Annotated in this window: 16 protein-coding genes and 1 pseudogene; 3 read left to right on the forward strand and 14 right to left on the reverse strand. The window is 54.9% G+C overall.

What is annotated here, in order from left to right; translation table 11 throughout:
- Positions 1-96: 96 nt before the first annotated feature.
- Both AC0L8G_RS17385 and AC0L8G_RS17390 read right to left on the reverse strand, forming a co-directional pair.
- Positions 97-411, reverse strand: a complete 315-nt coding sequence (locus tag AC0L8G_RS17385) for a hypothetical protein (RefSeq protein WP_473385419.1) — start codon at positions 409-411, stop codon at positions 97-99.
- 154 nt (positions 412-565) lie between these two features.
- A complete protein-coding gene (locus tag AC0L8G_RS17390; RefSeq protein WP_473385420.1) occupies positions 566-916 on the reverse strand; it encodes a helix-turn-helix transcriptional regulator in 351 nt (116 codons plus the stop codon).
- A gap of 343 nt (positions 917-1,259) precedes the next feature.
- Between AC0L8G_RS17390 and AC0L8G_RS17395 the strand changes: the two genes are divergently transcribed.
- From AC0L8G_RS17395 to AC0L8G_RS17405, 3 genes and pseudogenes are all read left to right on the forward strand, one after another.
- Positions 1,260-2,486 (forward strand): type IV secretory system conjugative DNA transfer family protein, encoded by a 1,227-nt coding sequence (locus tag AC0L8G_RS17395; RefSeq protein ID WP_473385421.1) that lies wholly within the window; start codon positions 1,260-1,262, stop codon positions 2,484-2,486.
- A gap of 45 nt (positions 2,487-2,531) precedes the next feature.
- Positions 2,532-3,467, forward strand: a pseudogene (locus AC0L8G_RS17400) (tyrosine-type recombinase/integrase).
- A 345-nt stretch (positions 3,468-3,812) separates the two neighbouring features.
- Complete coding sequence (locus AC0L8G_RS17405) at positions 3,813-4,400, forward strand: tyrosine-type recombinase/integrase (protein WP_473385422.1); 588 nt, start codon at positions 3,813-3,815, stop codon at positions 4,398-4,400.
- A gap of 141 nt (positions 4,401-4,541) precedes the next feature.
- On the opposite strand, the gene AC0L8G_RS17410 is transcribed toward AC0L8G_RS17405, so the two are convergent.
- From AC0L8G_RS17410 to AC0L8G_RS17465, 12 genes are all read right to left on the reverse strand, one after another.
- A complete protein-coding gene (locus tag AC0L8G_RS17410) occupies positions 4,542-4,820 on the reverse strand; it encodes a hypothetical protein (protein WP_473385423.1) in 279 nt (92 codons plus the stop codon).
- A 984-nt stretch (positions 4,821-5,804) separates the two neighbouring features.
- On the reverse strand, positions 5,805-6,956 hold the full coding sequence (locus tag AC0L8G_RS17415; RefSeq protein WP_473385424.1) for a tyrosine-type recombinase/integrase: 1,152 nt from the start codon (positions 6,954-6,956) through the stop codon (positions 5,805-5,807).
- A gap of 902 nt (positions 6,957-7,858) precedes the next feature.
- Positions 7,859-10,624, reverse strand: a complete 2,766-nt coding sequence (locus AC0L8G_RS17420) for a M14 family metallopeptidase (protein ID WP_473385425.1) — start codon at positions 10,622-10,624, stop codon at positions 7,859-7,861.
- 154 nt (positions 10,625-10,778) lie between these two features.
- Entirely contained in the window at positions 10,779-13,151 is a 2,373-nt protein-coding gene (locus tag AC0L8G_RS17425) for a S9 family peptidase (protein WP_473385426.1), read from the reverse strand.
- A gap of 205 nt (positions 13,152-13,356) precedes the next feature.
- Positions 13,357-16,503: a TonB-dependent receptor plug domain-containing protein gene (locus tag AC0L8G_RS17430; RefSeq protein WP_473385427.1), complete on the reverse strand. Its 3,147-nt coding sequence runs from the start codon at positions 16,501-16,503 to the stop codon at positions 13,357-13,359.
- Between the two features lie 295 nt (positions 16,504-16,798).
- Entirely contained in the window at positions 16,799-17,881 is a 1,083-nt protein-coding gene (locus AC0L8G_RS17435) for a FecR family protein (RefSeq protein WP_473385428.1), read from the reverse strand.
- Positions 17,874-18,494 (reverse strand): RNA polymerase sigma factor, encoded by a 621-nt coding sequence (locus AC0L8G_RS17440; RefSeq protein WP_473385429.1) that lies wholly within the window; start codon positions 18,492-18,494, stop codon positions 17,874-17,876. The genes AC0L8G_RS17435 and AC0L8G_RS17440 overlap by 8 nt, the downstream gene beginning before the upstream one ends.
- Before the next feature lie 292 nt (positions 18,495-18,786).
- Entirely contained in the window at positions 18,787-19,161 is a 375-nt protein-coding gene (locus tag AC0L8G_RS17445) for a c-type cytochrome (RefSeq protein WP_473385430.1), read from the reverse strand.
- Positions 19,162-19,168: 7 nt separating this feature from the next.
- Positions 19,169-20,272: a thiamine pyrophosphate-dependent enzyme gene (locus AC0L8G_RS17450; protein ID WP_473388902.1), complete on the reverse strand. Its 1,104-nt coding sequence runs from the start codon at positions 20,270-20,272 to the stop codon at positions 19,169-19,171.
- Entirely contained in the window at positions 20,215-21,102 is an 888-nt protein-coding gene (locus AC0L8G_RS17455) for a thiamine pyrophosphate-binding protein (RefSeq protein WP_473385431.1), read from the reverse strand. The genes AC0L8G_RS17450 and AC0L8G_RS17455 overlap by 58 nt, the downstream gene beginning before the upstream one ends.
- 46 nt (positions 21,103-21,148) lie before the next feature.
- Positions 21,149-22,390, reverse strand: coding sequence for an MFS transporter (locus AC0L8G_RS17460; RefSeq protein ID WP_473385432.1), 1,242 nt, complete (start codon positions 22,388-22,390; stop codon positions 21,149-21,151).
- A 23-nt stretch (positions 22,391-22,413) separates the two neighbouring features.
- Positions 22,414-23,739, reverse strand: a complete 1,326-nt coding sequence (locus tag AC0L8G_RS17465) for an MFS transporter (protein WP_473385433.1) — start codon at positions 23,737-23,739, stop codon at positions 22,414-22,416.
- Positions 23,740-24,030 lie beyond the last annotated feature (291 nt).

The following is a 24,030-nucleotide window of genomic DNA, read 5'->3' on the forward strand; positions in this document are numbered from 1 at the left end:
GGCGCACTCGGCGACGAACGGAGTTTGAAAATGATCGAGACAGGGAAGTGCCGTCAGTAAAAGCAACCAAAAGAACACTGGGGCTGATCTGCCAGTCTACAACATGGCAGCAGCCAGCGTCGTGGTGGGGCGTTGCAGTACCGCGAGCGCCAGAGCTATCGCCTCGAACAAAACGATGTTGCGAGGCTCTTTATCGAAGAAGCGGCGCGGCTTGGGTAGCCATGACGCAATTTCCGGAAACCTTTCAGAGAGCGCCTGAGCTTCACGATATTTGTTTTCGTGATGACGTATTGGCTTCACCGAAACATCGAGCAGATAGTTTTGCGCGGCGTTTCTTATGATGGCGTCAACAAGTTGTCTTGTCTTGCCCCCCTTTTGCACAGCCGTCGTTGAGCTTTTCGGTGACAACAATATTTGGTTGCAGCTCGTTGATCCAAGTTTGCGCTACTTCAGCGGCGTTCTCTGACGATTTTGCAGCCTTTTCCGACACACGCCAGTCAAGCAAGCGGCCGTCGACAAAAATACGCAGGCCACACGGCCGGTTGCAGCGGCGATTGCTAATACCCTAAGCGCTGCCATGATTATCGGGTTTAGAAGCTAATCGCCGCGTCAGGCGATCGATCGTACTGCTTCGATTAAAGGTGCCAACATAGCTTCTGACCTCTTTTGGAAGCGATGCGATGCGTTTTCGGATTGTTAGCTTGCTGTCGGCTGCAAGCTGCGAGAACAGGCATTCAAAGTTTCGACCAAATATCAGCGCCAATTGAACCAACTGTTGTATCGAGGGAAGCAATTGGCCCTTTTCAAACGCTGAAACCCTCGATTGCGGTACGCCAAGCAAATGCGCGCAGTCGCGCTGAGTGAGACCGGCTTTACGCCTGGCAAGACGCAAATCCATGGCAAATTCGGTTGTCATGATTATTTTTGATTATGAATAATATGAGCTCAGTCTAAGCGTTCGCTAATTTACGCACTAGGGTGTGGAATATCCCAATACGGATATCTGCACACAGAGAACCAAAACCGCCTACTCGGCATGGCAAAGACGGAAAGGTGTCAACCTTTCCAAGTTATGTTGTGTAGAGTGAGCGGAATATACTGCTAATCTCTCCTGATGAGTGGGTCATCAATGCAACAGGCCGGAACGCTGGACAGCGAAATATCAACGGCTGCAAAAATTTGGCTGTATTATAGTATACCGTATTACCACGGATAAATTCGAGCTTGCTCGAAAATTTTGAAATTCACGACATATCTCCATGCAGATATTGCACGGTCTCGCACCAACGCTGAATGACAGCGAGAGTGTCGTGATGGTCGAGCCCCGCGAAAATATAACCAATATCGGCGTCGCTTATGGGCGCTACAAAAATACGCCCTTCGGCATTAAGCAGACCGATAGGCAATTCCATTGCTTTATGGTGGGGCAGACTGGAACCGGCAAATCGACGTTGCTGCACAATCTTATTTTGCAGGATGCGTGGAGTGGAAATGGCTTGTGTTTGATAGAGCCGCATGGAGATTTAGCGGAAGGTCTTCGACATCATCTGGACGACAATTGCCTCTACTGGGATGTGGCTGACCCGACCTCACCCTATGGATACAACCCACTGACCCGAGTATCGCCGGAATACCGGCCATTGGTGGCGTCGGGCTTAATTGACGCCCTCAAAAAACAATGGGCTGATGCGTGGGGCGTGCGCATGGAGCATTTGCTTCGCTATGCAGTCCTGGCGCTGTTGGAGCAACCGAAAGCGAATATGAGCGACATCCCGAAACTCTTTGTCGAGCGCAGCTTTAGAAACCACATCATCAACCGTATCAGCGATCCACAAGTGCGATATTTCTGGACGCAAGAATATCGCAATATGAACTACAAAAACGCCGCTGACGGCTTTGCACCGATTGGGAACAAGCTTGGCGCATTTCTGGCGCATCCAGTCGTGCGGCGTGCAATCTGTGAGCCTGAAAAACCACTGCGCTTCCGCAAAATCATGGATGAAGGCACCGTGCTGATCATAAACCTGGCAAAAGGAAAGCTAGGCGCTGATACGGCGAATGTGCTCGGCGGGATGATAGCGTCAAGCATCATGAATGCTGCGTTTTCGCGTCATGATACGCCGGAGCAACAGCGCCGTCCCTTCTATCTTTATGTCGATGAGTTTCACTCTTTTGCAACAACAGCATTTGCGGACATGCTATCGGAAGTGCGAAAATTTGGATTGGGGCTCATTCTGTCCCAACAATATGCATTTCAAATTGACCGATCAGTATTTGAGGCTGTGATCGGCAACGTTGGAAGCATGATTGTCTTCCGGATTGGCTTGCATGACTCGCCATTGTTCTCCCGGCAGCTAGAAACCGCCACTGAGCACGACCTCATCAATCTCCCAAACTATCAGGCCTTTGTTCGTTTGATGGTGGATGGACGTCGCACCGAAACTTTTTTCAGCAAGCACCTATCCGCCGATATCCAGCATGAGTAAAATTCTGGTTCTATGACTGATTGGTGATGCGAATAAAATAGCGTGATGACAACAAAGCTCACAACACAATTCGATCAATTTATTTCGCACTGCATCAATACAAAGGGCCTGTCCACAACGACGATCAAAAGCTATCGCGATGTGTTTCGTCATTTTCGAACCATCTTGCCTGAGATCGAGACCGCTGATCAGATATCGCATCAGACGATTGATGATTTCTTCCTCCGGCTAAGAAATCGCCCAAAGAAAATCGGTGCGCATATCGTCAATAATGGCCTGAAAGCGTCAACGCTGCGCACCTATGGCACGAAACTCCATGCTTTCTTCAATTGGCTGTGTACGCGCGGCCAATTGCAAGTGAACCCCATCACGAAGCGGAGCCTGCCAACTGCAGACTATTCTGATCATAGAGCACTGACGAAACATGCAATAGAGAAGATCTTTGGTGCCGTGACGCAATGTGCGCAGAGCCCATTCCTCTACAAGCGCGATATGGCGATCTTGCATGTGTTGTTGTTCTGCGGCTTGCGCAAAAACGAAATGCTATCTTTGCGTCTGATGGACGTCGATCTGACTAACAAAATACTCCGCATCAATGGCGAGACTTCAAAATCGAAGCGCACGCGCAAACTCCCAATCACAGCAGCAACAGCGATGCATCTGGAAGAATACATCGCTGAGCGGCGTAGGTAGCGGCTAGCATGCGAAGATCTGTGGTTGTCGTTCCGCGGCAAGCCATGGACCGAACACGGCTTCCTTCACTGGGTGAAAAAAATGCGCGCTGCTTCAGGCGTGCGCTTCCACCTGCATCAGTTCCGACATTCGTTCGCCTGCATGCTGGGACGGGGGAATGTGTCGGCGGTAAAGGTGCAAAGCCTGCTTGGACACCGCAATTTGCAAATGACACAAGTCTATATGCGCTCGCTCGGCGTTGAAGATGTACGCGACACTGTTCATGCGTTGTCGCTTGATAGATTGTGATGCCACTGTATGATGGTTAGTAGACGTACCAATTAATTAATCTGCAGTATCTCGTTCTCAACCCACATTTGAGTTAAAATACACAGGGAAACTGGTCGACCTTACCACCTTTGTTTTATCACCAATATTGCGAATATACGGCTTAAAATATAGTGATCCCACGGGGAATCGAACCCCGATTTCCAGGATGTAAGTAAGGCTACCCCTCTTTTGTATTTTATTGTTGTTTTACAATTCTTTTTTGAGAAAAAATTGAATTCGTGGACCACCTTTCAACGAAAGTAGAGCGTTGACGAAGCGCCATTTGTATTGTGCAACGGGATACTGCACTAACCAACATCAAACATGAACGATCCAGAATTCCTCGTGCAGCAATTTCTGCACGAATGCAATCACTTGCGCGGTTATACGGCTGCGACCATTAAGAACTACCGAATTGTGCTGCGTGCCTATGTAAAATTCGCAGAGCTATCCTCAATTGAAGAGGCTACGACAGATACTGTTCGCGCCTTTATCATGCATGGCCGTTCCAAGCGCAGCTGGAAGCCTGGCACCACCCATACCTACTGCAAAAAACTCAAGGTGTTTTTTGCCTGGTGTGTGCGCCGTGAATATCTTACCGCAAACCAAGCACTCAATATCGAATTGCCGCGCCGGGCCGTGAGCATTCCCAAAGACTTGAGCGCCGCTCAGGCTCACCGCATTCTCGAAACCGTATACAATTACCCCTACCCCAACGACTATCTGCGCTTTCGCAATCACGCAATATTCTCGACCTATATTTTTACGGGACTGCGTAAGACCGAGCTCCTGAATCTTAGAAATACTGACGTAGATATCGATGGACGGACAATTTTCATCTACCAAGGCAAGGGAAGGAAAGATCGAATATTGCCACTCCATCGGAATCCAAAGTGTTCGAGATACCACTAATTTGCTGATCAACTTCGAAGGGTTCAAAAGAAACGCGCTTAGCGTCCCATTTTTCAAAATCCCAATTCAACTGCGGAAAGCCTGACATGCTTCCAATCATACGGTTTAGAGAAACTTTGAAACGTTTCGCAACCATTGACGTCAATCATGCATTTGTTTGTCAAAGAGCTGTTTCTGCACTTTTGACGCTTTCTTTGATGCGCGTCGCCATACGAACGCCATCACTGTCGAAAAGATGACGAGCGAAGCCAAAAGTACATATGCATCGTCGCCCCAACCACTTGAAGGCGGCGACAATACCATCGTTGCGATGACGCCAAGGATCGCGCCACACAACATCAGCGTCAAGTTCATATAAAGATTCTTGTCAGAGTTCGTTTCCTCAAACGCCCGGACCATGTCTATTGGTACAAGCTTCACGTCGAGGTACTCTTTACGCGGCGTTTTCACATTCACGGTCGCTGGCACAATGCCAGCAGTTTGCCGTACCGCAATTTCAAAATCTAAGTTATCCTATTCATTGGTTTCGTGCATCTATATCCCCTTCGACATTATGGGGCGAGACTAAACACTTCTGAAACATGGTCTTTTAACACCAAAAATTCAACGATATTTCGTGGGGGCTCGCATATAATATGACTATATTCGGACAACACATCGAATAGGCATAAGCTGGATCTGATCGTCGGCAGGAAATTTTTCCACTTTCTGAGCATTTCGCCCCGCTTTTCCGCCAACTCTGAACGTTGATTAGCTCGATGAACACTATTTCAGACATGTGCCCAAGCACCGTTTCTTTGGTCTCAAAATCTGCATTGGTGCTCTCTTCCGCCCAATCTCGGAAAGTCTAACGAACACCGTGTGGCCTCGCAGTTCGGAACCGCGCCTTGGCACGTGATTCGATTGCATCAGTGCCGTCACCGACTAGGATTCTCGGCCGCCGCAACGCGCTTTCGGGCATCAGCCAGCGACAAATCAGGCCATTGACCAAACCCCACCTCACGGCACTTGCGGCCAAAATAGAGGCGCAATATTCATTCACCTTTGTCAGGATCGCGCTTCACGAGCCAAAGCCCCCGTCGTTCAGAGGACTTACCCGCGCCAAGCCGCTTAGCTTTCAGGTTATTCAGCGCATTCCGAAAAACCAACTACTAGCCCACTCTCTAAAGTGCAAATTAAAGAGAATCTATGTTACGGATGAAGAACTAAAAACGAAGATATCTCATTTAATTAGATGACTGAGTGTCCGCTTTGTTCAGCTATTGAAAAGTAGACGCAGTGCGTCCTGGGACTCGCACTCCTGCAGCAAAAGAAATTGTTGGTACTTTTGTTGGTATCTGGCGCGGAAACGCCAGGGCTTGATGCCGAAAGGCCACGATGAGACGACTGTCCAAAACTCGAAACTTACGCCCTGTTTGGTCCGGTCAGAAAAGTTTCCCAAAGCTTCATAACCGTGCGCCGCTTTTCAAACCGATCTGACCTTTGATAGGCACGCACAGTGCCAGAATCGACGGCGTGTCCCAGCGCGGCTTCCTTGGTCTCATAGTCAGCGTCAGTTTGTTCTTCGACCCACGTCCGGAACGTCGCCCGGAATCCATGCGGGCGAGCATCATGGCCGCTATCTTTCATAAACTTTGCCATGGCGGCGTCAGACAAACCCTTGCCTGACGGTGAAGGAAACAGCAGGCTGTTATCTGATTTCTTGCGCGCCAGCTCAATTACCTTGAGCGCATCATCCGTAAGCGGAACACGATGTTCCCGGTTCGACTTCGTGCGCGCCGCCGGTAGTGTCCAGACATCGTCATCAATTTCATCAACCGTCGCAAATCGCACTTCGCTGGTTCGCGCCACCGTCAGGATCAGGAACCGGAGCGCCAGGCAGCTCGTTAACTTCTTGGTGCAGAGCATTTGGTAGAAGGCGGGCGCGTCGCCATAGGGAAGCGAGGGAATGTGCGTCACCTCATAGCGGGCTTTACCGAGCAGCGCCTTGGCTTTCATGGTGGCCTGCAAATCAACCTTAAGCCCCAGCGCAGCAGCATGGCGCAGCGTGATCGCCAGCCGGTTCATGGCCTTGCGCGCCGCCTCCGGCTTCTCGTGCCAAATTGGCCCGAGCGCCCGTATGAGCATGTGCTGATCGAGGTCTTCGATGGCTTCCTTGCCAATAGTCGGAACGATGTGGACCGACAGTGGCGACAACCAGCGATTTGAGTTCACCTCGCCCTTTAGTTCCGCCTCCTTGGCCGCATGGCAACCAACAATCGCTTCCTGCACGGTCAGGCGCTTGGGCTTGTATCGTACCTTAAGGCGCTCCTCGATGGGATCAAGCCCGTCCCGTACCTGCCGACGCGCCTTGGCTGCCCGTTCCCGCGCTTCAGCAATTGAAACATCCGGCCAGCGGCCCAGGCCCATCTCGCGACGACGGCCAGCCGCCACCAGCCGCAAAATCCACTTCCCGTGTTGCCGGTTGCGCTTGATGAGCCACAAGCCCTGCCCGTCCGCAAACTTGCCTGCGTCGAGCTTTTGAGCTTTCATGTTGTTGAGCGCATTAAACAGCACAGCCCACCCCGGTCCCCCAACAAATGGGCCAAATTCAGCCCACCCTTCAGTACCACTCATAGCATGCGAAACAGGGTGTTTCTATGTTCAGCGATGATTTTCCGGAACCAAATTACCTAATTGAATTAATTGCTTAAATGGCTCGTATGTTCAGCTATGGAAATCTAGGTAGGATGCCTCTCCTGGCACCAAAATGCCTTTCTCAAGGTTGTGGATCGACGCTGAAATTTGTTTAGCGTCGCCATAATGCGCTGTATTCACAACACTTTTTACCCTCACCCCCACGTTTCCACCGGCAAGCGTCAATATCCGCAGCGATGGCCGCGTCGCCGATCTGGATCGCGAGTTTTGGCGACCTGATGACTGGGACCCGGCTCCAAGCCTATCCGGAAAAGCGGCGCCCAACCAAGCCTGGCGTCTAGTATCCGTAGGGACCCGAACGCATTTGCCTGAGCGTAAATACTACACCGCAAAGCTCGCCCCGAAAGCGCAAGCGTGATCAGGTAGCAGCGGTCTCGAATTTTGCATGTCGGCGGCTGAGTGGCGGCGATGGCGCATCGCCACAATTTCGGCCGCAAGCAAAGGTCCGGACTGTCAGCCCCTACCCCGCCTATCAGGCTCTCCGGCGCCAGTGAGGATCGAGACAACGCATAAGGGCGGCCTTTTAAAACTCTGGCCTGCAGAAATACGACGGGGAATATTACAAGCTGGAGATCGCCCTCTTCGGTTCATAGGCCAGGGGCGACCGGTGTGATGAAACCGGCAAGCCCGCCAAGCTATGCCGCCGCCGAACGCGCGGCGGCGCCAGCAGACAGAAGAGTCGGCAGGCAAACACCGCCGGGCGTCATTGAACAAAAGTTGGCGCACGCTCAGCGCCGCTTTTGGCAGACACTGACCAAGCCTTAATTCCGTTCTGCGCCGCCATATAAGAGAGCGTTGAACAGGAATTTAAATGTGCCGTAAGGCTGGGCGCGCTGCGCCACTTCCGTGCCTAGTACAAAGAGCTTGCCATCTCCGACCGAAACATCCGCGATCGCAACCGTCCCTGCAAGTTGCTCCTCGCCGATCGCCCAGCCGCTGCGCAAGAGGTCGCGCCCTTCGAACCAGGAAACCGTACGCACATCATCTGCATCCGCAGCAAACACAAAGGTCTGCGAGCGGTTGAAGAACATATCCACCTCATCCGGCAAACCGAAGGCGAGCGGCTCACTATTGTCCACCTTCGCACGCAAGATTGAGCCCGGAATGAAAAACTTTTTGCTGTCGAGCGGCGCATCAACGCCGTCGACCGTCTGAGCGAGCGCCGGCTCCAACGGCGTTTCCAGAAGTTGCGAGAAACGGCCGGCGCTGCCAAGCGCAATGACCGCGCCGCCGCCGCGCACGAACTCGTCAATCGCCGGCAACGTTTTTTCTTCCGTAAACTCGCCAAGCATGCCGCGAAATTCGCTTGGAATGTCTTTTCGTTCGGGTTGGATTTCAGGTCTGCTCGAACCCCATGCGCCGCCTGCAGGCAAGGCGCCGTCAGCGAAGAGCAGGACATCGAAGTCTTTGGCGAGATTCCCCTTGTCGAGACGCTGGACATAAACAGTTTCAAACGGAAATTCGAATTGTTCCAGCAACCAGCGTGTCCAGCCGACTGGAATCACGCCGCCATAACGGTCGACAAGGCCGATTCGAACCGGCTTGAGCGCGATCATCTCACCAGAAGGCGCAGCGTCCACAGCTATAGCGGTTAGCCCAAGCTCCGTGACGCTTGCAGCAACGATCAAACGCGCCTCATCAGAAGCGGGAACCCAAATGGCGCCGGGCTGCATATCTATACCGCTCGCTTTCACCCCCGCTGTCAGCCAGGCGGGATGAAGCCCGGCCTTTAGCAGACGGTTGGTGAGAATGAAGCTGTTATTGGCGTCATGGCTGATGATCCATCCGGCATTGCCCTGGCCGGAAATGTTTCCAGCCGGTGTAGCAATCAAATCCGCGACCAGCGCGAAATCGCCTTCAACACCGTCCAATATCCGGTCGAATTCCACACCCATCTGATAGGCCAGCGTATAGCCGGTGATGTCATAAGGCGCCTTGGGCGGCCCACCGGGATATTCCTCATCATGCGGATGATCCTGAGGCTCAAGCATGTCGAGAATATGCGGGCGATAGGCCTGCGCCGTTCGCACGATATAGGCGCCAGCCGGATAGGTTTTGCCGCCGGCGCTGAAAGCGCTTTCGGCCTGCTCCACATCAACGCCGTTCTTGATCAACGCATTGAGGAATGCAATCGCCGTCGGATAATCCCGCTGTTCAGGCGAAATAACATAAGCGCGCGGATCACGGTCTTCCGGCGCTTGCAATACCTTTGCATAAAGCGCGGGATCCACCAGCTTCGGCGCGGTGGGGCGGCGAAACTTGTCCTCATCTCCTTCAGCAACATAAGGCGCTGCGCTTGCAAGCTCAGCGATCTTTGACGGCGTCACCGTCCAGTTGTCGCGGCTGCCTTTTTCTATGCTGTTGGCGCCCATGCGATAGATGTTGAACAACAGCCGCTCGCGGTTGCGCGAGGCGTAGTCAATCACTGCGCGGTTGAGAGTCCATTGATAGTCAAGTGAATCCTGCAAATGCCAGTCGCGCGGTGGAATCGGCATAATTTCATCGCCGCCCGGCAATTGGGTGGATGGTGCGAGCGGAATTTTCGTCGGCGTAGGCCCGCCGATGATTTCCGTCAGCAAGCCAACCGCATTGTGAAAATAGGAAACCGACCGCACCATGCCGTTGTGCCAGGTGGAGTAAGGCGCCGCGCCGCGCTTGCCCGAGCCCGCTTTTCCTTCGGAAAGGAGCCGCGAATGCATGGCGGAACCAACTTCGTCAAGTTGCGCCATCACGATGGGGTCATAGTTGAAGTTAAACGGATCACGGAACGGCGGCACAAACACCACCATGCCTTCCGGGCCGGTCTGGTGCTGATTGTAGACAATCTGCGGATACCACTCGCGGAAGAGTACGCGGTTGATGTTCTCCGTCTCAGGCATCTGCACCATGAAGCTGTCACGGTTGTTATCGTGTCCGATATATTTCTGATAGAGACGCGGCAGATGTTCGAATTCGCGGTCTTCCTTTTTTGATTTACGCATATACCAGTCGCTGACCAGCTCCATGCCGTCAGGATTGTCATGGGCGAAGAGAATGATGACATCGTCAAGCATCCGCATCGTCTCTGCATCATTCTGGCTCAGCATTTTGTGGAGAATCTGGATCTGCCCCTGGGAGGTCACCACTTCGGTGGCGTGCAAGCCTGCGTCAATCCAGATGACCGCCTTCCCTTCTGCGGCAAGGCGTCGGGCTTCTTCTACGCTCAGATCCTTGGCTCGGGCCAGCTTCTCCGAAATCGCGCGGTACTGATCGAGGTTTTCAAGATTATCCGGGCTGGAAACGATCGCCATCCATTGCGTGCGCCCCTCCGCGGTTCTGCCGATATCGACCAGCTTCATGCGGTCTGATTCGCCCGCAAGGCGTTTCAGATAGCCCTCATATTCGGTGTAGTCGGCAAGATAATAGTCCGTACCCGGCGGCTGCTTGAAGAATTCCTCAGGAGTGGTCGGCGCCGCATGGCCGAGCTGCGGAAAGAGCACGGCCTGCGCAATGAACGCCGCCGACAGCGCTAGCAAATTCGCTTTCATCTAATTCCCCGGATTGTTATCTTTGCCTTGGCAGGCTGTTTGATGTCGATCAGAAACGCCGCCGGTCAAGGCAGCTCGATTGCAGTTATTTTCCACGGGCTCGCGACGGAATGATGTTGTCTTTTCATTCCGCCGCGGGCTGTGAAATACAGGCTTACTTCCTGCCGGCTTTCTTTACGTATTTGTCGAACCAGTCGAACTCTTCGGCGAGCACATGCAACCTGCTCTCGCGTGCTGCATAGATGTGATCTTCATATGGCATCATCACCAGGCGGGCGTTGCCGCCCAGACCTTTCAACGCATGAAACATGCGTTGCGACTGGATCGGATAGGTGCCGGTGTTGCTGTCGATTTCGCCATGGAACATCAGAACCGGTTCATTAACATCCGGCGCATGCATGAAGGGCGACATGGTCATGTACACGTCTTCTGCTTCCCAGAAGGTGCGGCGTTCGCGCTGGAAGCCGAATGGCGTCAACGTCCGGTTATAGGCGCCGTTCATGGCGATGCCCGAAGCGAACAGGTCGCTATGGGTCAGAAGGTTCATCGTCATGAATGCGCCATAGCTAAGACCGGCAGCGCCGATATGGTCGCGATCGGAAACGCCCATGTCGACAAGCTTGTCGATGGCGGCTTCTGCGTTGGCCACTAGCTGCGGCACATAGGTGTCATTGGCTTCCAGCCCGCCGACAATCGGCATGGCGGCGTTCGCAAGCACAGCATATCCTTGCGTGATGAACAGCATGTAGTCTGTCCCGGTCGACTGCGACATGCCCGAATATTTATAGGAGGAACCGCGAACCTGGCCTGCGCCATCCTTGTTCGCAAACTCACGCGGGTAAGCCCAGATCAATGTCGGCAGGCGCGTGCCCTTTTTGTAGCCTTCCGGGAGGTAGAGCGTTCCGCTCAACGGAATGCCGTCTTCGCGAACATAGTTGATCTGTTGTTTGATCGCTTTTGTCAGCGCCGATTTTGGCTGGCTGAAATCGGTCAATGCTGTTCGTTCACCGCTATTGAGGTCGCGCAGATAATAATTCGGATAGTCAATGCTGGTTTCATAGCTGGTGACGACTTTCGACGCGCTGTCATCGAGAACCGCAATGACCTCCTCATAGTTTTCACCTTCAGTCGCAAGCAGACGTTCGGTCTTTCCTGTCGCGAGATTATAACGGTCTAAAAACGGATGGTCGCCATCCGCAGAACCGCCCTCGCCGGCGAGATAGATCCAGTCACCATCCTGAAGGAGAACGTCTCCGCCCGATTTCGCCACTGGGGAACCAGGATCGCCATACCAGTCGTCGTCATTATGCTCCCACAGAACTGTCGGCTTGGCGCCTTTGTCAAATTTCAGGAGCCACATCGTGCTGGCGCGGGTCGCCCATGCGAATTGCTTCGCCATGGCGGCGCTGCCGTCCTCGGTGAATTTAAACAGCGCATGAGAGCGCCAGTTGCTGTCCGGGCTGACCATGCGGCTTGTAGTCCGCATCAATTCTCTTGGCTTGCTCTTGAACGGTGCGTCGAGAATTTTGATGCTGTCGCGGAACTTCGCCTCGTTCTTTGGGTCGCCGCCATCCAGCGGCTCCACATATACCAGGCCCGCAGTTGCGCCCGGGCGCCATTGAAAGCCGCGCGCGCCTGCCGGCGCCCAGCCCATGGATTCCGGACCGGCATTGTTCATCGGCAAGGACGCCACATGTTTGATGGCCTTACCCTTGCTGTCGAGGATCTCAACTTCTTTCGGGAAGCGGCTCGCCGGCACAAGATAAGAATAAGGCTCGTTGATGCGGATCGAGAGAAAGTATTTTCCGTCGTCCGATTGCGAAAGCTCCTGATAAATTCCCGGCTTGCCAAACGCCGTCGCATCGCCGGTTTCAACATCAACCACCATTGGCTGGGAGGTCATGTAATATTTGTAGAGCGTTTCGTCATAGGTGTTCGTCAGCAAATTGGTGAACGTCCAGACCGGCGCCTCAACGCCATCGGTCTGTTGAATGGCCGGACCTGCCGGGACGCCCGGCTTCGGCGCAGCGCCGCGATCTGCCGGTACGAAATGGCAAAGCAAATGCGCATTTTCGTCCAACCAGGCGCAAGGCGCATCAGACTCATTGTCGATGCTGCGCGCCGCGTTGATCGAAGGGCCTGACAGCTTACTGGCTTTTCCGGTTGCCGCATCGGCGACCCAAAGCTCAATGCCGGTTTCGGCGGTGTGCAGGAACGCAAAGCGGCTGCTGTCCGGAGACCAAAGTGGCGGACCAAGCTTCTGGTTCGGCGCGTTAATCGCAGTCTCCCCGCCGTCACTCAGATCAAGAAGCTGATAGGACGTGCCGGTGCCGGTGTAAGATGAGTTCAGATCATAACGGGGCGTATTATATGGACCGTTCGTCGTCACATTGACGCGCACGCCGCCAAGTTTGGCCATCGGCGCCGCGCGATCTTCAATTGACGGCATCGCCTTCAATGGCGTCACCACCATCCATCGACCGTCCGGACTGACGCTGGCTGCTGGCGGCGGTGGAATGTCAAGCACGTCAACCGCCGCTTGCGGAGGGGTGCGATACCCTTCCTGCCCGAAAGCAGCCGTAGAACAAAGGCTCGCAAACAAAACGAACCCGATAGACGGAATTCTGGATCTGATGATCATGGCGTTTCTCTCAAAACATATGTGATTTATTGGATTTTCGGCAGCGATGGCCGGCGCTGCTTAGCGGCGCCGACCAATTCGTCATGCGGGGTTAGAACGACTTCGTCACACCGAGGAAGAAGTTCCGGCCAACATTCTCATAAAGAGAACCGTCAAACGTGCCGGCATAGACGCTTGGCATGCGCGGCGGATGTGCGTTCAGGAGGTTGTTAATGCCGACCTGCAGGGTGATGCCCTGATCAGGCAGCTCATAACCGACAAACAGATCATGGTAGAGTCTGGAAGGAACGCGCATCACGTTGTATTCGCGCGTTCTTTGAACATCGAGTTCTGCCGAACCAACATAGCGCATGTTCCAGACGACCGTCAGATCATCAAGACTGTAGCTTGCCGAAAAGCGGCCGCGCCATGTCGGGTCGTCATATTCTCCGTCTTCGATTTGCAAGGAAGTCGGGTCCGTGGCGTCAACCAGCTCCTCAAGCTCCAGAAGGTAGACCAGCGACAGGTCAAAGCCCAATCCGCCTGAAAGCGAGCCGGAAATATCTTCAAGGTCCATTCTGTAGGCAGCGGAGAAGTCGATGCCTTTAGCGGAGAGCTTGCCGATATTGACCTGGCGAAGGTCGATCCGCGACACAACATACGGATCGGCAAGGCCAGGGAAGTTGCCGCGTGTGACCAGCGAACAGAACACGTTGTCGGTGGTCGGCGCATCCACGCAATTGTCGACAAGCTTGTTGCCGTCCAGCGTCTGAATGGCGTCTTCGATCTCGATAGTCCAGTAGTCGGCCGAGAGGCGAAGCCCCGGCGCAAAGCTCGGCGTGAACACGCCGCCGAAGGTCCAGGAATTGGAGGTTTCCTCGGACAGGTTTTCGTTGCCGCCGATTACGGTCAGCAGCGCAAGCGTCGATGCCGGATCGACCCATCCCATAGGCACGCCGTACGAACGGCAATTCGCTTCACGCGTTGGCGATCCGAGATTGATCTGGCTCGCATCACAAGGGTCGTTCGTGATATTCAGCGTGCCCCTGCTTTCCGGTCCGTAGAGCTCGACAATGTTCGGCGCGCGAACACTCTTCGAACGTGTGACGCGGAACCGGACATCCTCGGTCGGGGCCCAGCCGCCGCCAAGTTTCCAGGCAAGCGTGGAGCCAATGCTGCTATAGTCGGAAAAGCGCAGCGCACCTTCGATCTCCAGCGATTCCGCCAGAAACTGGTCTTTGAGAATAGGCGCCACAGCTTCGACAAAGGCTTCTTTTACCGACGTACTGGCTTCAACCGGCTGTGCGCCATTGTCAGTACGATACAGCTCACCGCGCGCGGCGAGACCGTCATCCTGCGCCGCCAGCTTGTCCTTTCGGTATTCAGCGCCGACTGCAACGCTAAGCGCGCCAGCAGGAAGCTCAAGCAGCGGACCGGTAATCTGGAAGCCCGCCACAGCCTGCTCGTTGTCGACTTTACGTGACAGCGTATAGGCGTAATAGGCCTTGTCTTCCTCCGGGATCAAACCGCCCGTAAACAGATCGAGCGCCACACAGCCTGCAGCGACTGCGACCGGGTCCGCACAGATAGCGCCGCCCATGCCATCAGAAATTGCATCGACAGCCTGGAAGTACCGCGACTCAATGCGGGTGTTGGCGATCGAATAGTTCTGCGTCCGACGGCCATATTGATAAAACACTTCCCAATTGAAGCGATCCGCAATTTCACCTTCAAAACCGACATTGGTTGTGAAAGTATAACGCGAATTGTCGTATTGCTTGTTGCCAAGGCGGTCTTCCTGCTCGGTGCCTATGGTGAGCGTGGGAGCAGAGCCCATCAGCGCCAGAACTTCGGCGGGGATTGTCGGATTGTCACGGCTGAGAACAATGCCGGAGTCAAAGAAGCTCTGGCCATTGGTCTTGGTTTCCGCGAAAGAGAAATCCACGCCGGCGACGAAGCGCACCGACGGCGCCACTTCATAGCTCATATTGGATATTGCAGAGAAAACAGTCCGCGGCGTGCGCAGGTTGCGCTCTTTGCTGTTGTAGCCATACGGGCCGCCTGAACAGCTATTGCCATAGCAATTGGGATTGTCCAGCGCCACAACGCCGCCATCATAGAAATACCGTTGACCGCCGATTACGAATGTCGGCTCGTAGGAAATCGAGACCGAATGCGGGTCAGAGATGATCAAGCGATCAGGGATGCCGTCATCCGGGCCGGTATTGGCCGGGTTGTTGACGAAGGTGAATGCGCCGGCGCCAGAAGCGTAGTCACGGTCTGTATATTTCAGTTCTTTCGATTCCTGCGCCGAAAGTCCGAAGCTCGCATAGCCCTTGCCGCCCGCGAACTCGCCGCCGCCGCTCAAATAAGCAGCATAGGTCTCTGCATCGCCTTCCTGTGAAATGCCTGCTCGAACCGTGGCCTCAAGACCCTCAAAGTCTTTCTTGAGCTTGACGTTGACAACGCCGGAGACTGCATCGGCGCCATACACCGCTGACGCGCCACCGGTAATGATTTCAATGCTTTCGATCATGCCCGGCGGTATTGAGGACAAGTCGACTTGTGAGCCCTCGCGCGAACCGGAAACCCGGCGGCGCCCGTCAATAAGAACAAGCGTTCGGTTCTCACCGAGGCCCCGGAGATTGATGAAGCTCGATCCGATGTCGCGGTTGAATGTATCGTTTGAAGAACCGAGACCGACGCTTATCTGCGGGCTTTGCATGATGATAGCCCCGGTGTCGACAAGACCGGTCTGCATGATTTGATCATTTGAGATTACGGTCGTCGGCGTCGGCGTATCAAATCCGCTACGGGCGACGCGCGACCCGGTGACAACCACCGTATCTGCAGCGGCGGCTTGCGTTTCCGCGTCTTGCGCGAACACGCCTCCGGTGCTGAACAGCGCCGCAACGCCACCCAACAATGTTCGTTTTAAATTCTTATTCGACACAGTTGCCCCTCGTCTTTCCAGCTTTGTGCTTTTCTTGAGCGAGATGACAATCACCCCGCCCTGAGTAAGGCCGCCGGAAAACTCCGTGTCGTCGAGCAACGCAACGAGTGCTTCTTCAACCGTGTACTGACCGATGACGGGGTTTACCCCGCCTTCATTTGCGAGCTTTTCAGGATAGATGAGTCTGGAGCCTGTTAACTCAACAAACTGATTAAGCGCAACGCCCAGGGTGCAGCGCTCGATATGGAACGCATATCGACCATCAGAATCCTGAGCGAAAGCACTCGACGCAAATAATATGGACACCGCCAAAATTCGGCAGAGTACGTTCATTTGCCCCAAACCCAGCCAATCCCCGCCTATTGGCCTCGCCAACAACACACGCTGGAGATATTCAATCCGGCCTCGCTGGATAAGACTTTTCAAAAACCAAAACAGCCGACCATCCTTCCGATTTTTATGTAATTTATATTACATCGGTCCTGGCAGCGTTTCTTCCCTCTACGTTTTTTTTGTTGTTAGCCCCGACACGCTACGCATTTTTAGCCTCCATTTTGCTTCTGCCCCCCGACAGAAAAAGATGCAAAAAACGCGGCGCATGTCAGCCTCTGTCAGTCATCCGTACAAGGCGCACCCTCTTGGCGTCGATTTTTTCCGCCTGCAGGCCCGCCATGATTTCAAGGGCTTCGAACATTTCATCGACCTCCCCTATTTTGAAAAAACCGGACACCGGGAGATCGCGGAGCGTTTGATCGTCAATTTCAATAGCGATATCCGTGTACCGGCCGACATCGGCGATCACTTCAGACAACGGGTCGCCAGAGAACGCCAGCACCCCCTGCCGCCAGGACAGCTTGCGGGCAAGCGCGTCTGGCTCGATTAGATCGACGCTCTCGACGTCCTCCCTGATAACAGCGGTTTGCCCGGCGCTTACCGCGGTCGCTGTTTGGGCCATGGCGGTTATTTCCTGCGGCGCGGCTGACTGCGCCGACGCAGCGTCCTCGGGCACAAAAATGACGCGACCCTCCGAAACAACAACATCCAATTCGCTGCCGGTGTTAAGGCGAACGGTGAATGCCGTCCCTACAGCCACCACGCGGCCGCCGGGCGTTTTCACTGTGAAGGGACGGTCCTTGTCGGACGCCACTTTGAAATAAGCCTCGCCGCGCAACAATCGAATATCGCGGCTGTCTTTGAGATAGGCGTATTCGACTAGGCTGTTGGTGTTAAGCTCGATGATCGAACCGTCAGGCAAATCTATGGTCTGCTGCTCACCGATCGCGGTTTCAAATGAATGGGGATAAGGGTCAGCGAATTTTCCGCTCATCACGATTGATGCGCCGACAGCACCAAGCACAGCGACTGACGCCGCCATGCCAGTCAGAACGGAGCGCCGCCCAAATATTCCGAACCGGGCCTGCGCTGCATCTTTGGCGAGCAATTCCTTGTTTTCTTCCGAGACCGCGTAGTCCGCTAAAACCTTGGCTTCATCGAAAGCGCCCCAGAGCGCCACGAGCCGCTCAAACGCATCCCGATGCCTGGCGCTCGCGCCACGCCAGGCCAGAAAAGCAACGCGGTCCGCCGCCGAGACATTGTCCTCCTCAAGCAGAACAAGCCACTCCGCCGCCTCGGCGTCGATGCTCTTTTGATCCGGCATCGTTGCAAGTGTTTCCGATTTACGCATCACTATCGCTTTCATTGGCGTCGCTTACGCCACCGGCAATTGCGTAAACCGCGCTACCGCCGGTTGGGCGCCCGCTATTTACAGCAGGAATCGCGCCAAATTCTCCTGGCTCATACCCCTGCTTGCGCAGGTGAGCTTCACACATCAACAGGGCCTCGGCCACATGCTTTTTCGCCGTACTCACTGACACATCCAGCCTCGCGGCAATCTGCGCGAGCTTCAAATTCTCTATTTTCCGCATCCAAAAAGCCCTGCGGTAGTTCGGCGGCAGGCTGGCTATAGCCTGCGACAGGGCCGCTAGTTTCCTCTTCGTATCGAGCTGGGTTTCCGCTGAGATCCCGGCTTCATCCATATAGACGTCTGACCCCCGGAATCTTCGATAGAATCGGTGGTGGTCCGTACTTTTTTTCAGTTCGCTAAAAGCCAGGTTTTTAGCGGATCGCAGGAGAAACGCCTTGGGTTCAAGGATCTCTGTTTTCATCTCCGCTGCGAAACATTTTATGAAAACTTCCTGGGTGAGGTCTTCAACATCCTCCGACCGGCGGAAGTATCTCGCAAAAACCCGCCTTATTGCGGTCTCGTTACTCAAAAAAGCCCCGAATATTTTAGACATATGCCGACATCTACGCCCTGTCCCCCGTCTTAAGGACATATTAGGCGGCAAAATTTCGTATTTATCCAGCCACGATCGGGCTTTTAAGAATTGTTTTTGAAAAGCTCGGCCGTTTTAAATTCTGAGACGTCTAAGGGTTGAGGGTGCATCCAAAAACCTTGCCCGCGCATGTTCCGGCCCGAGCATGACTGGCGTCTCGCCGCCAGTCAGCCCAGCGAGTCGGCCGGCGCCAACCCACCAATTGCGTGAGTTATAAAAATTTCAGCGCAACGTATGGGCGATGAAAGACGGGCTATTTCTCGCTCTGCGATAATAACGGAATGTTCTCCACCGCCGGCGCGTCTGCCCGCGAGAGGAGATACTGGTAGATTTTTTCGAGGTCCTCGTCGGGAAGCACGCTTGGCGCATAGGGCGGCATTCGCCGCGCCGGATGACGCACATAATACATGAAGACTTCCCGCGGCAGGGGATCAGGCGCAAGGCGCGGCCCCGTTTCCGCCCCCTGCCCTTCATATCCGTGGCACTCATAACAGCCATATTTTACGAACACCGCGCGGTGCGGCTCGTTCTGCGCGGCATCGCGCGTTTGCGCATTGCAAGAGGCCGGCGCAATGCAAGCCAGCACAACAAAAAGAACGCGCGAAAAGGTTTTCATCTGTTCAAACATAAGGGGCCTATCTCGGTTGGCAGAGCACGTCGATCAAGGCCGGCTCACCCTGATCGATAACATCAAGCGCACGATCCAGGATGCGCGAAAGATCGTTCGGATTATCGACGGGGCCTGTCGACCAGACGCCAAGGCCTTTAGCGACTGTTGCAAAATCGACCTTCGGATTTTCAAATTTCAGGCCGTGATGGGTTACCGGTCCGCCGACGCCGCGACGGCGCTCTGTCGCCATGCGCTGCAAATGCATGACCTCTTGATGGTAGCCGCCATTGTTATGCATGATCGTCAACAAGGGTAGATTATGGTGCGCCGCTGTCCAGAAGGCGCCCGGCACATAGAGAAAGTCTCCGTCGCCCTGGATGTTCACAGTGAGGCGTCCTGCTTCTTTATTCGCAAGCGCCGCCCCCACCGAACCCGGCGCCCCATAGCCGACGCCGGCCGCGCCGGAATCGCCAATATGATTGTGGTGCTTGTCAAAGTCCCAAAGCCGCTGCGGCCAGCGGCTCAAAAATGTGCCACCGCCTCTCGGCGTCAGCATCCATTCGCGATCGTTGATCTTGGGCCAAAGTTCCGCGCAGAGCCGCGCCAGGCTCACCGGAGATGCGCCCCAGCCATAGCGCGCCGCATCCAGCGACGCTTCGCGCTGGGCTTTGTGCGCCTCACGCCAATTCTGTGCACGCTCATCATATCTCGCACGATGCGCGGGCGTGATTGCGGCTTTGATTTTTTCCAATAGCAGCGGCGCTGTCGCTTCGCCGTCGCCGGAAACTGAAATATCCGCCGGGAAATAGCGCTGAAAACTTTGGTAGTTGGATTTTAAAAACAGATCATTGACGCCGATCAACGCCACCTTGGCGTCATCGCGCGCCTTGCGTCTGGGCGCGCCATGACGGCGCCCTCCCGTCATGGCGTTCACCACGCCCCACGGGTCCTGCACTTCCAGACCGAGAATGAAATCGGCGTCGAGGATGAGGTCGTCTTCCGCTGCGGTCTGACACAGATAATGGGTCGTCGGAAAATTCATCCGGCCACAAAGATCAACCACAGGCGCGTTCACCGCTTCCGCGATCTGCACCAGCAGCGACATGCCGGCTGGCGTGTTTGCAAACATGTCCGCAACGATGACCGGGTTTTCCGCCTCGACCAGCAGCTTCGCAATTTCTTCGACTGCATTTTCATCCCCCACCGGCGGCGCGCCTTTGGTGAATTTGGGAATGTCGATGGCGAGATCAGACGCCTCCTCCTCCTGGATATGCGCATCAAGCGCCAGATAGACAGGACCGTAAGGGGTGTCAGCGCAATTTTCATCGCGCGGGAGAAGTCTTCTGCAAAACCCTGCAAGGAAAGCGGCGCGGCATCCCACTTCGTGAAGTCGCGGATAATCTTGCCGGTATCATGCGCGGAATGGTTCCAGTCGATATAGCTGGAGCGTTTGGTGGAGTCCGCATGGGTGCTGCCCATGATGATCATCGGCGTTCTGTCGACATACGCATTGTAGACCGCCATCGCAGCGTGCTGAATGCCGACCGTTCCATGAGCGAGCACGCCCATGGGTTTGCCAGAAGCCTTGGCGTAGCCATGGGCGATGGCGACCGCCTGCTCTTCATGGGTCGCGGTTATGATCTCAGGGTTTTCATTGCCGGCGTAATTGACGATCGATTCCTGCAAGCCCCGAAAGCTCGATGCGGGGTTGAGGCTGATATAGGGCAAACCAACCGAGCGGATGACATCGACCATGACGTCAGAGCCCGGACGATCGACGAAATAGCGCTCCGACAATTCCGGGCCATATTGGTCAACGGAAGCGATGTCGCCCTCTTCCATTTGTTTTTCCGCGCGGGTCGGCGCAGGCGCCTTTGTGTTCGCTTCCTGCGCCTGCGCGCGTGCGGCGACCGGGCCGGCCGCCCCCGCCGCCAGGCCGCCTGCGAGGCCGGATTTCAAGAGCCGGCGCCGATCAACCGAGAGCGTTTTTTCTTTTTCTCGTTCGTCACGCTGCTTCCCCCTCTTTTGGTGAGGATTCCTTCGAAGGCAAAATTGGATATGGGCCGATCAAAAGGAGCATGAGGATTGCAATGAGCGTCGCAATCGAAGCGACGATCAGGCCCGAATGGTAAGATCCGAACAGGTCAAAACTCAGGCCCGCAAAATAGACGCCTGCGGCGCCGCCGACATTAAACAGCATGTACATAAAGCCGTATGTCCGCCCGACGGACCGGCGACCGAAATACTGCGCGCAGAGATAGCCAAGCACATCGAATTCCACACCCAAGCCGATGCCGATCGCCACTGTCGTCATGATCGCGGTTGCGTTGCTCGGCGCAAAGGCGAGGCTCGCAAAGCCCGCCGCCGTTGTCATCAACGCAAGCGCGGCCACATGGGGCGCGTGGAATTTGTCCATCAAATATCCCGAGATAATGCGCGCTGTGATGATCGATACGCCAAGCATTGATGCTGCGCCCGCCGCCTCGCCGCGCGTCATGCCGCGATCGACCAGCAGGGGAACGATTTGCGAAACCGCACCGGTAAGCGCAATGCCCAAAAGAAAACTGGCGATGACAAGCTTCCAGAAGGTCGGCTGGCGCAGACATTCGGAAAATGTGTATCCCGCTGCGAGCTTGGCCTCGCCGGATTTGCGCCATTCCTGTTGCGAAACGCCATCAGGATATTGCCCGATATCGGCGGGCTTGTTCCGGACCATGAAATACACCAGCGGCGCCACGATCAGCAGATTGACCGCCCCGATCGCCATATAGGCCTCTCGCCAGCTCGCATGGATCGTAATCCAGTTGACAAGACGCGGCATGATGATGGCGCCAATCCCCGCGCCGGAAATACCAAGGCCAAGCGCCAGTCCCTTGTATTTGTCAAACCATCCTGTCAGCAGCGGAACATAGGCGATGGTCGAGGCGCCGCCGCCAAGAACCGTCAAAGCGAAAGCGCCGATGTAAAACTGCCAGAGATGCGACATCTGGGAGAACAATGCGAAAATCAATCCGAACATAATCGTCGCCGGCACCAGCAACGCCCGGACGCCTTTTTGGTCTACGACAGCCCCCAATATGGGAAGCATCGCCATCATTGAGATATTGGACACGGTGATAGCGAGCGCGATATCGCCGCGTCCCCACCCATATTGCTCCGAAAGCGGAATAACGAAGGAACTGAATCCAAAAATAAACGCGCCGGGATAGCCGAAACACATGCCGAGCGCGGCGACGGGTACAAGCACCCAGCCGAAAAAGATCTTATTTTTTATGACGAACTCTCCTTCAATGGTTGTCCGTGTTCTGTTGCGCGAACACGATCCCAATACTTTGGCCGGACAAGAAACAGGGATGCCGCCGACAGGACACAGGCCGCAACCGACAATCCAAACCCAAGATTGTAAGAACCGGCGCCGTCGTAAATCGCCGACATGATGGTCGGCCCAATCGCATTACCGACTGCGAAGGCGCCCATATAAACCGGCATGACATTGTTGATCAGACGCGGTCCGTAGCAATGCTTGGCGACGACCGGGGCGACGATGACAAAGCCGCCATGGGCGATGCCCCGCGCAATCGCAAAAGCAGCCAGCCACCCGGCGCCGCTTATCTGCAGAGCAAGAAAAATGGAGAACGCGATCAGCAGATACCAGGCGGAGACACCGCGAATTGAAAAGGCGTCATAGAATTTCCCCGCCATCAATTTGGCGACGATTCCCAAACCAAAAATGCTCGAAAGACCGGCCGCCGCTGCGCTGGCGCTGAGATTTAATTCCTTTTCAAGGAACAGATAGGTGTGCTGCAAAACCGCCGAGTCCGCCGCGGATACAAGGAACAGGCCTGAGACCACAATCCAGAAGCCGGGCGTTTTAAGAACATCGGAGAAAGTCTCCTCCAGATCCGCCGCATCCAGTCTTGCTTTATCGGCTTCTTGCGCCTTGCGCTCGCTATCATGTTTGGCGATTTTAACGCCGTCGGGCTTATCGTTCACCAGGAATACAAATAGCGGCAGCGCGATCGCCCAGATCGGCGCGCTAATCACGACAAAGGCGAGCCGCCAGCCGATTTGTTCGATCAGGAAACTGGTGACAAACGGAAAAACGATGCCCCCGGCGCTGACCCCTGATGCAACAATGGCGACAGCGAGCCCCTGATTGCGCGTAAACCATCGGGACACCAGCACCTGACAGGAGATCATGACCGGCATGACGCCGAGGCCGATCAACGCGCCTGCGAAATAGTAGCTGTAAAGACTTCCAATCCAGGAAAACGACGCCATGCCGAGCGCCGTAATCACGCTCGCCGCGATCATCACCGCCTTCAACCCGAACCGGTTGATCGCAAAGCCCACCAGAAATATCGATGTTATAGCCGAGAACAGATTTTTGAGCGCCACGATGCTCACTGCGCTGGTGCGCGACCAGCCAAATTCGTCGATCACCTGCCCATAGATAAGCGGCAGCGATCCCGTCACCGCGCCATAGGTGCACATGACACAAAGAAATCCCGCAAACGCCATCAGCCAGCTGAAAGCGGAATCCGTGTGCAGCGAGGAAGCTTTGGCCCCGGGCGGCCGAGGGGCGGCCCGCGTCATGCTATATGCTTTCGCAGCCCGTTTTTACGCCAGCACCAACCGTCGCTGAAAAGACTTCCCATTCCGACCTTCACTCCCTTGCGCGCCGTTTCGCCGCTTTGCACAAAACAAGCAGCGATATTTTTTTGCCCCTCCCGCACAGACGGCCCTTAACCAACGGGCCGCCCGAAGCACGAAGAAAGTTGCAGCGCATGAAGGAAGACGCGCCATAGCGGATTTACCTCAGCAAATGCCGGCGCTCTCTCGTAAAAAGAAAAATGGTGTGATAGCTTCCCGCCCGAATAGGGAGAA

The sequence above is a fragment of the Hyphococcus sp. D3-15 genome (assembly GCF_055809375.1).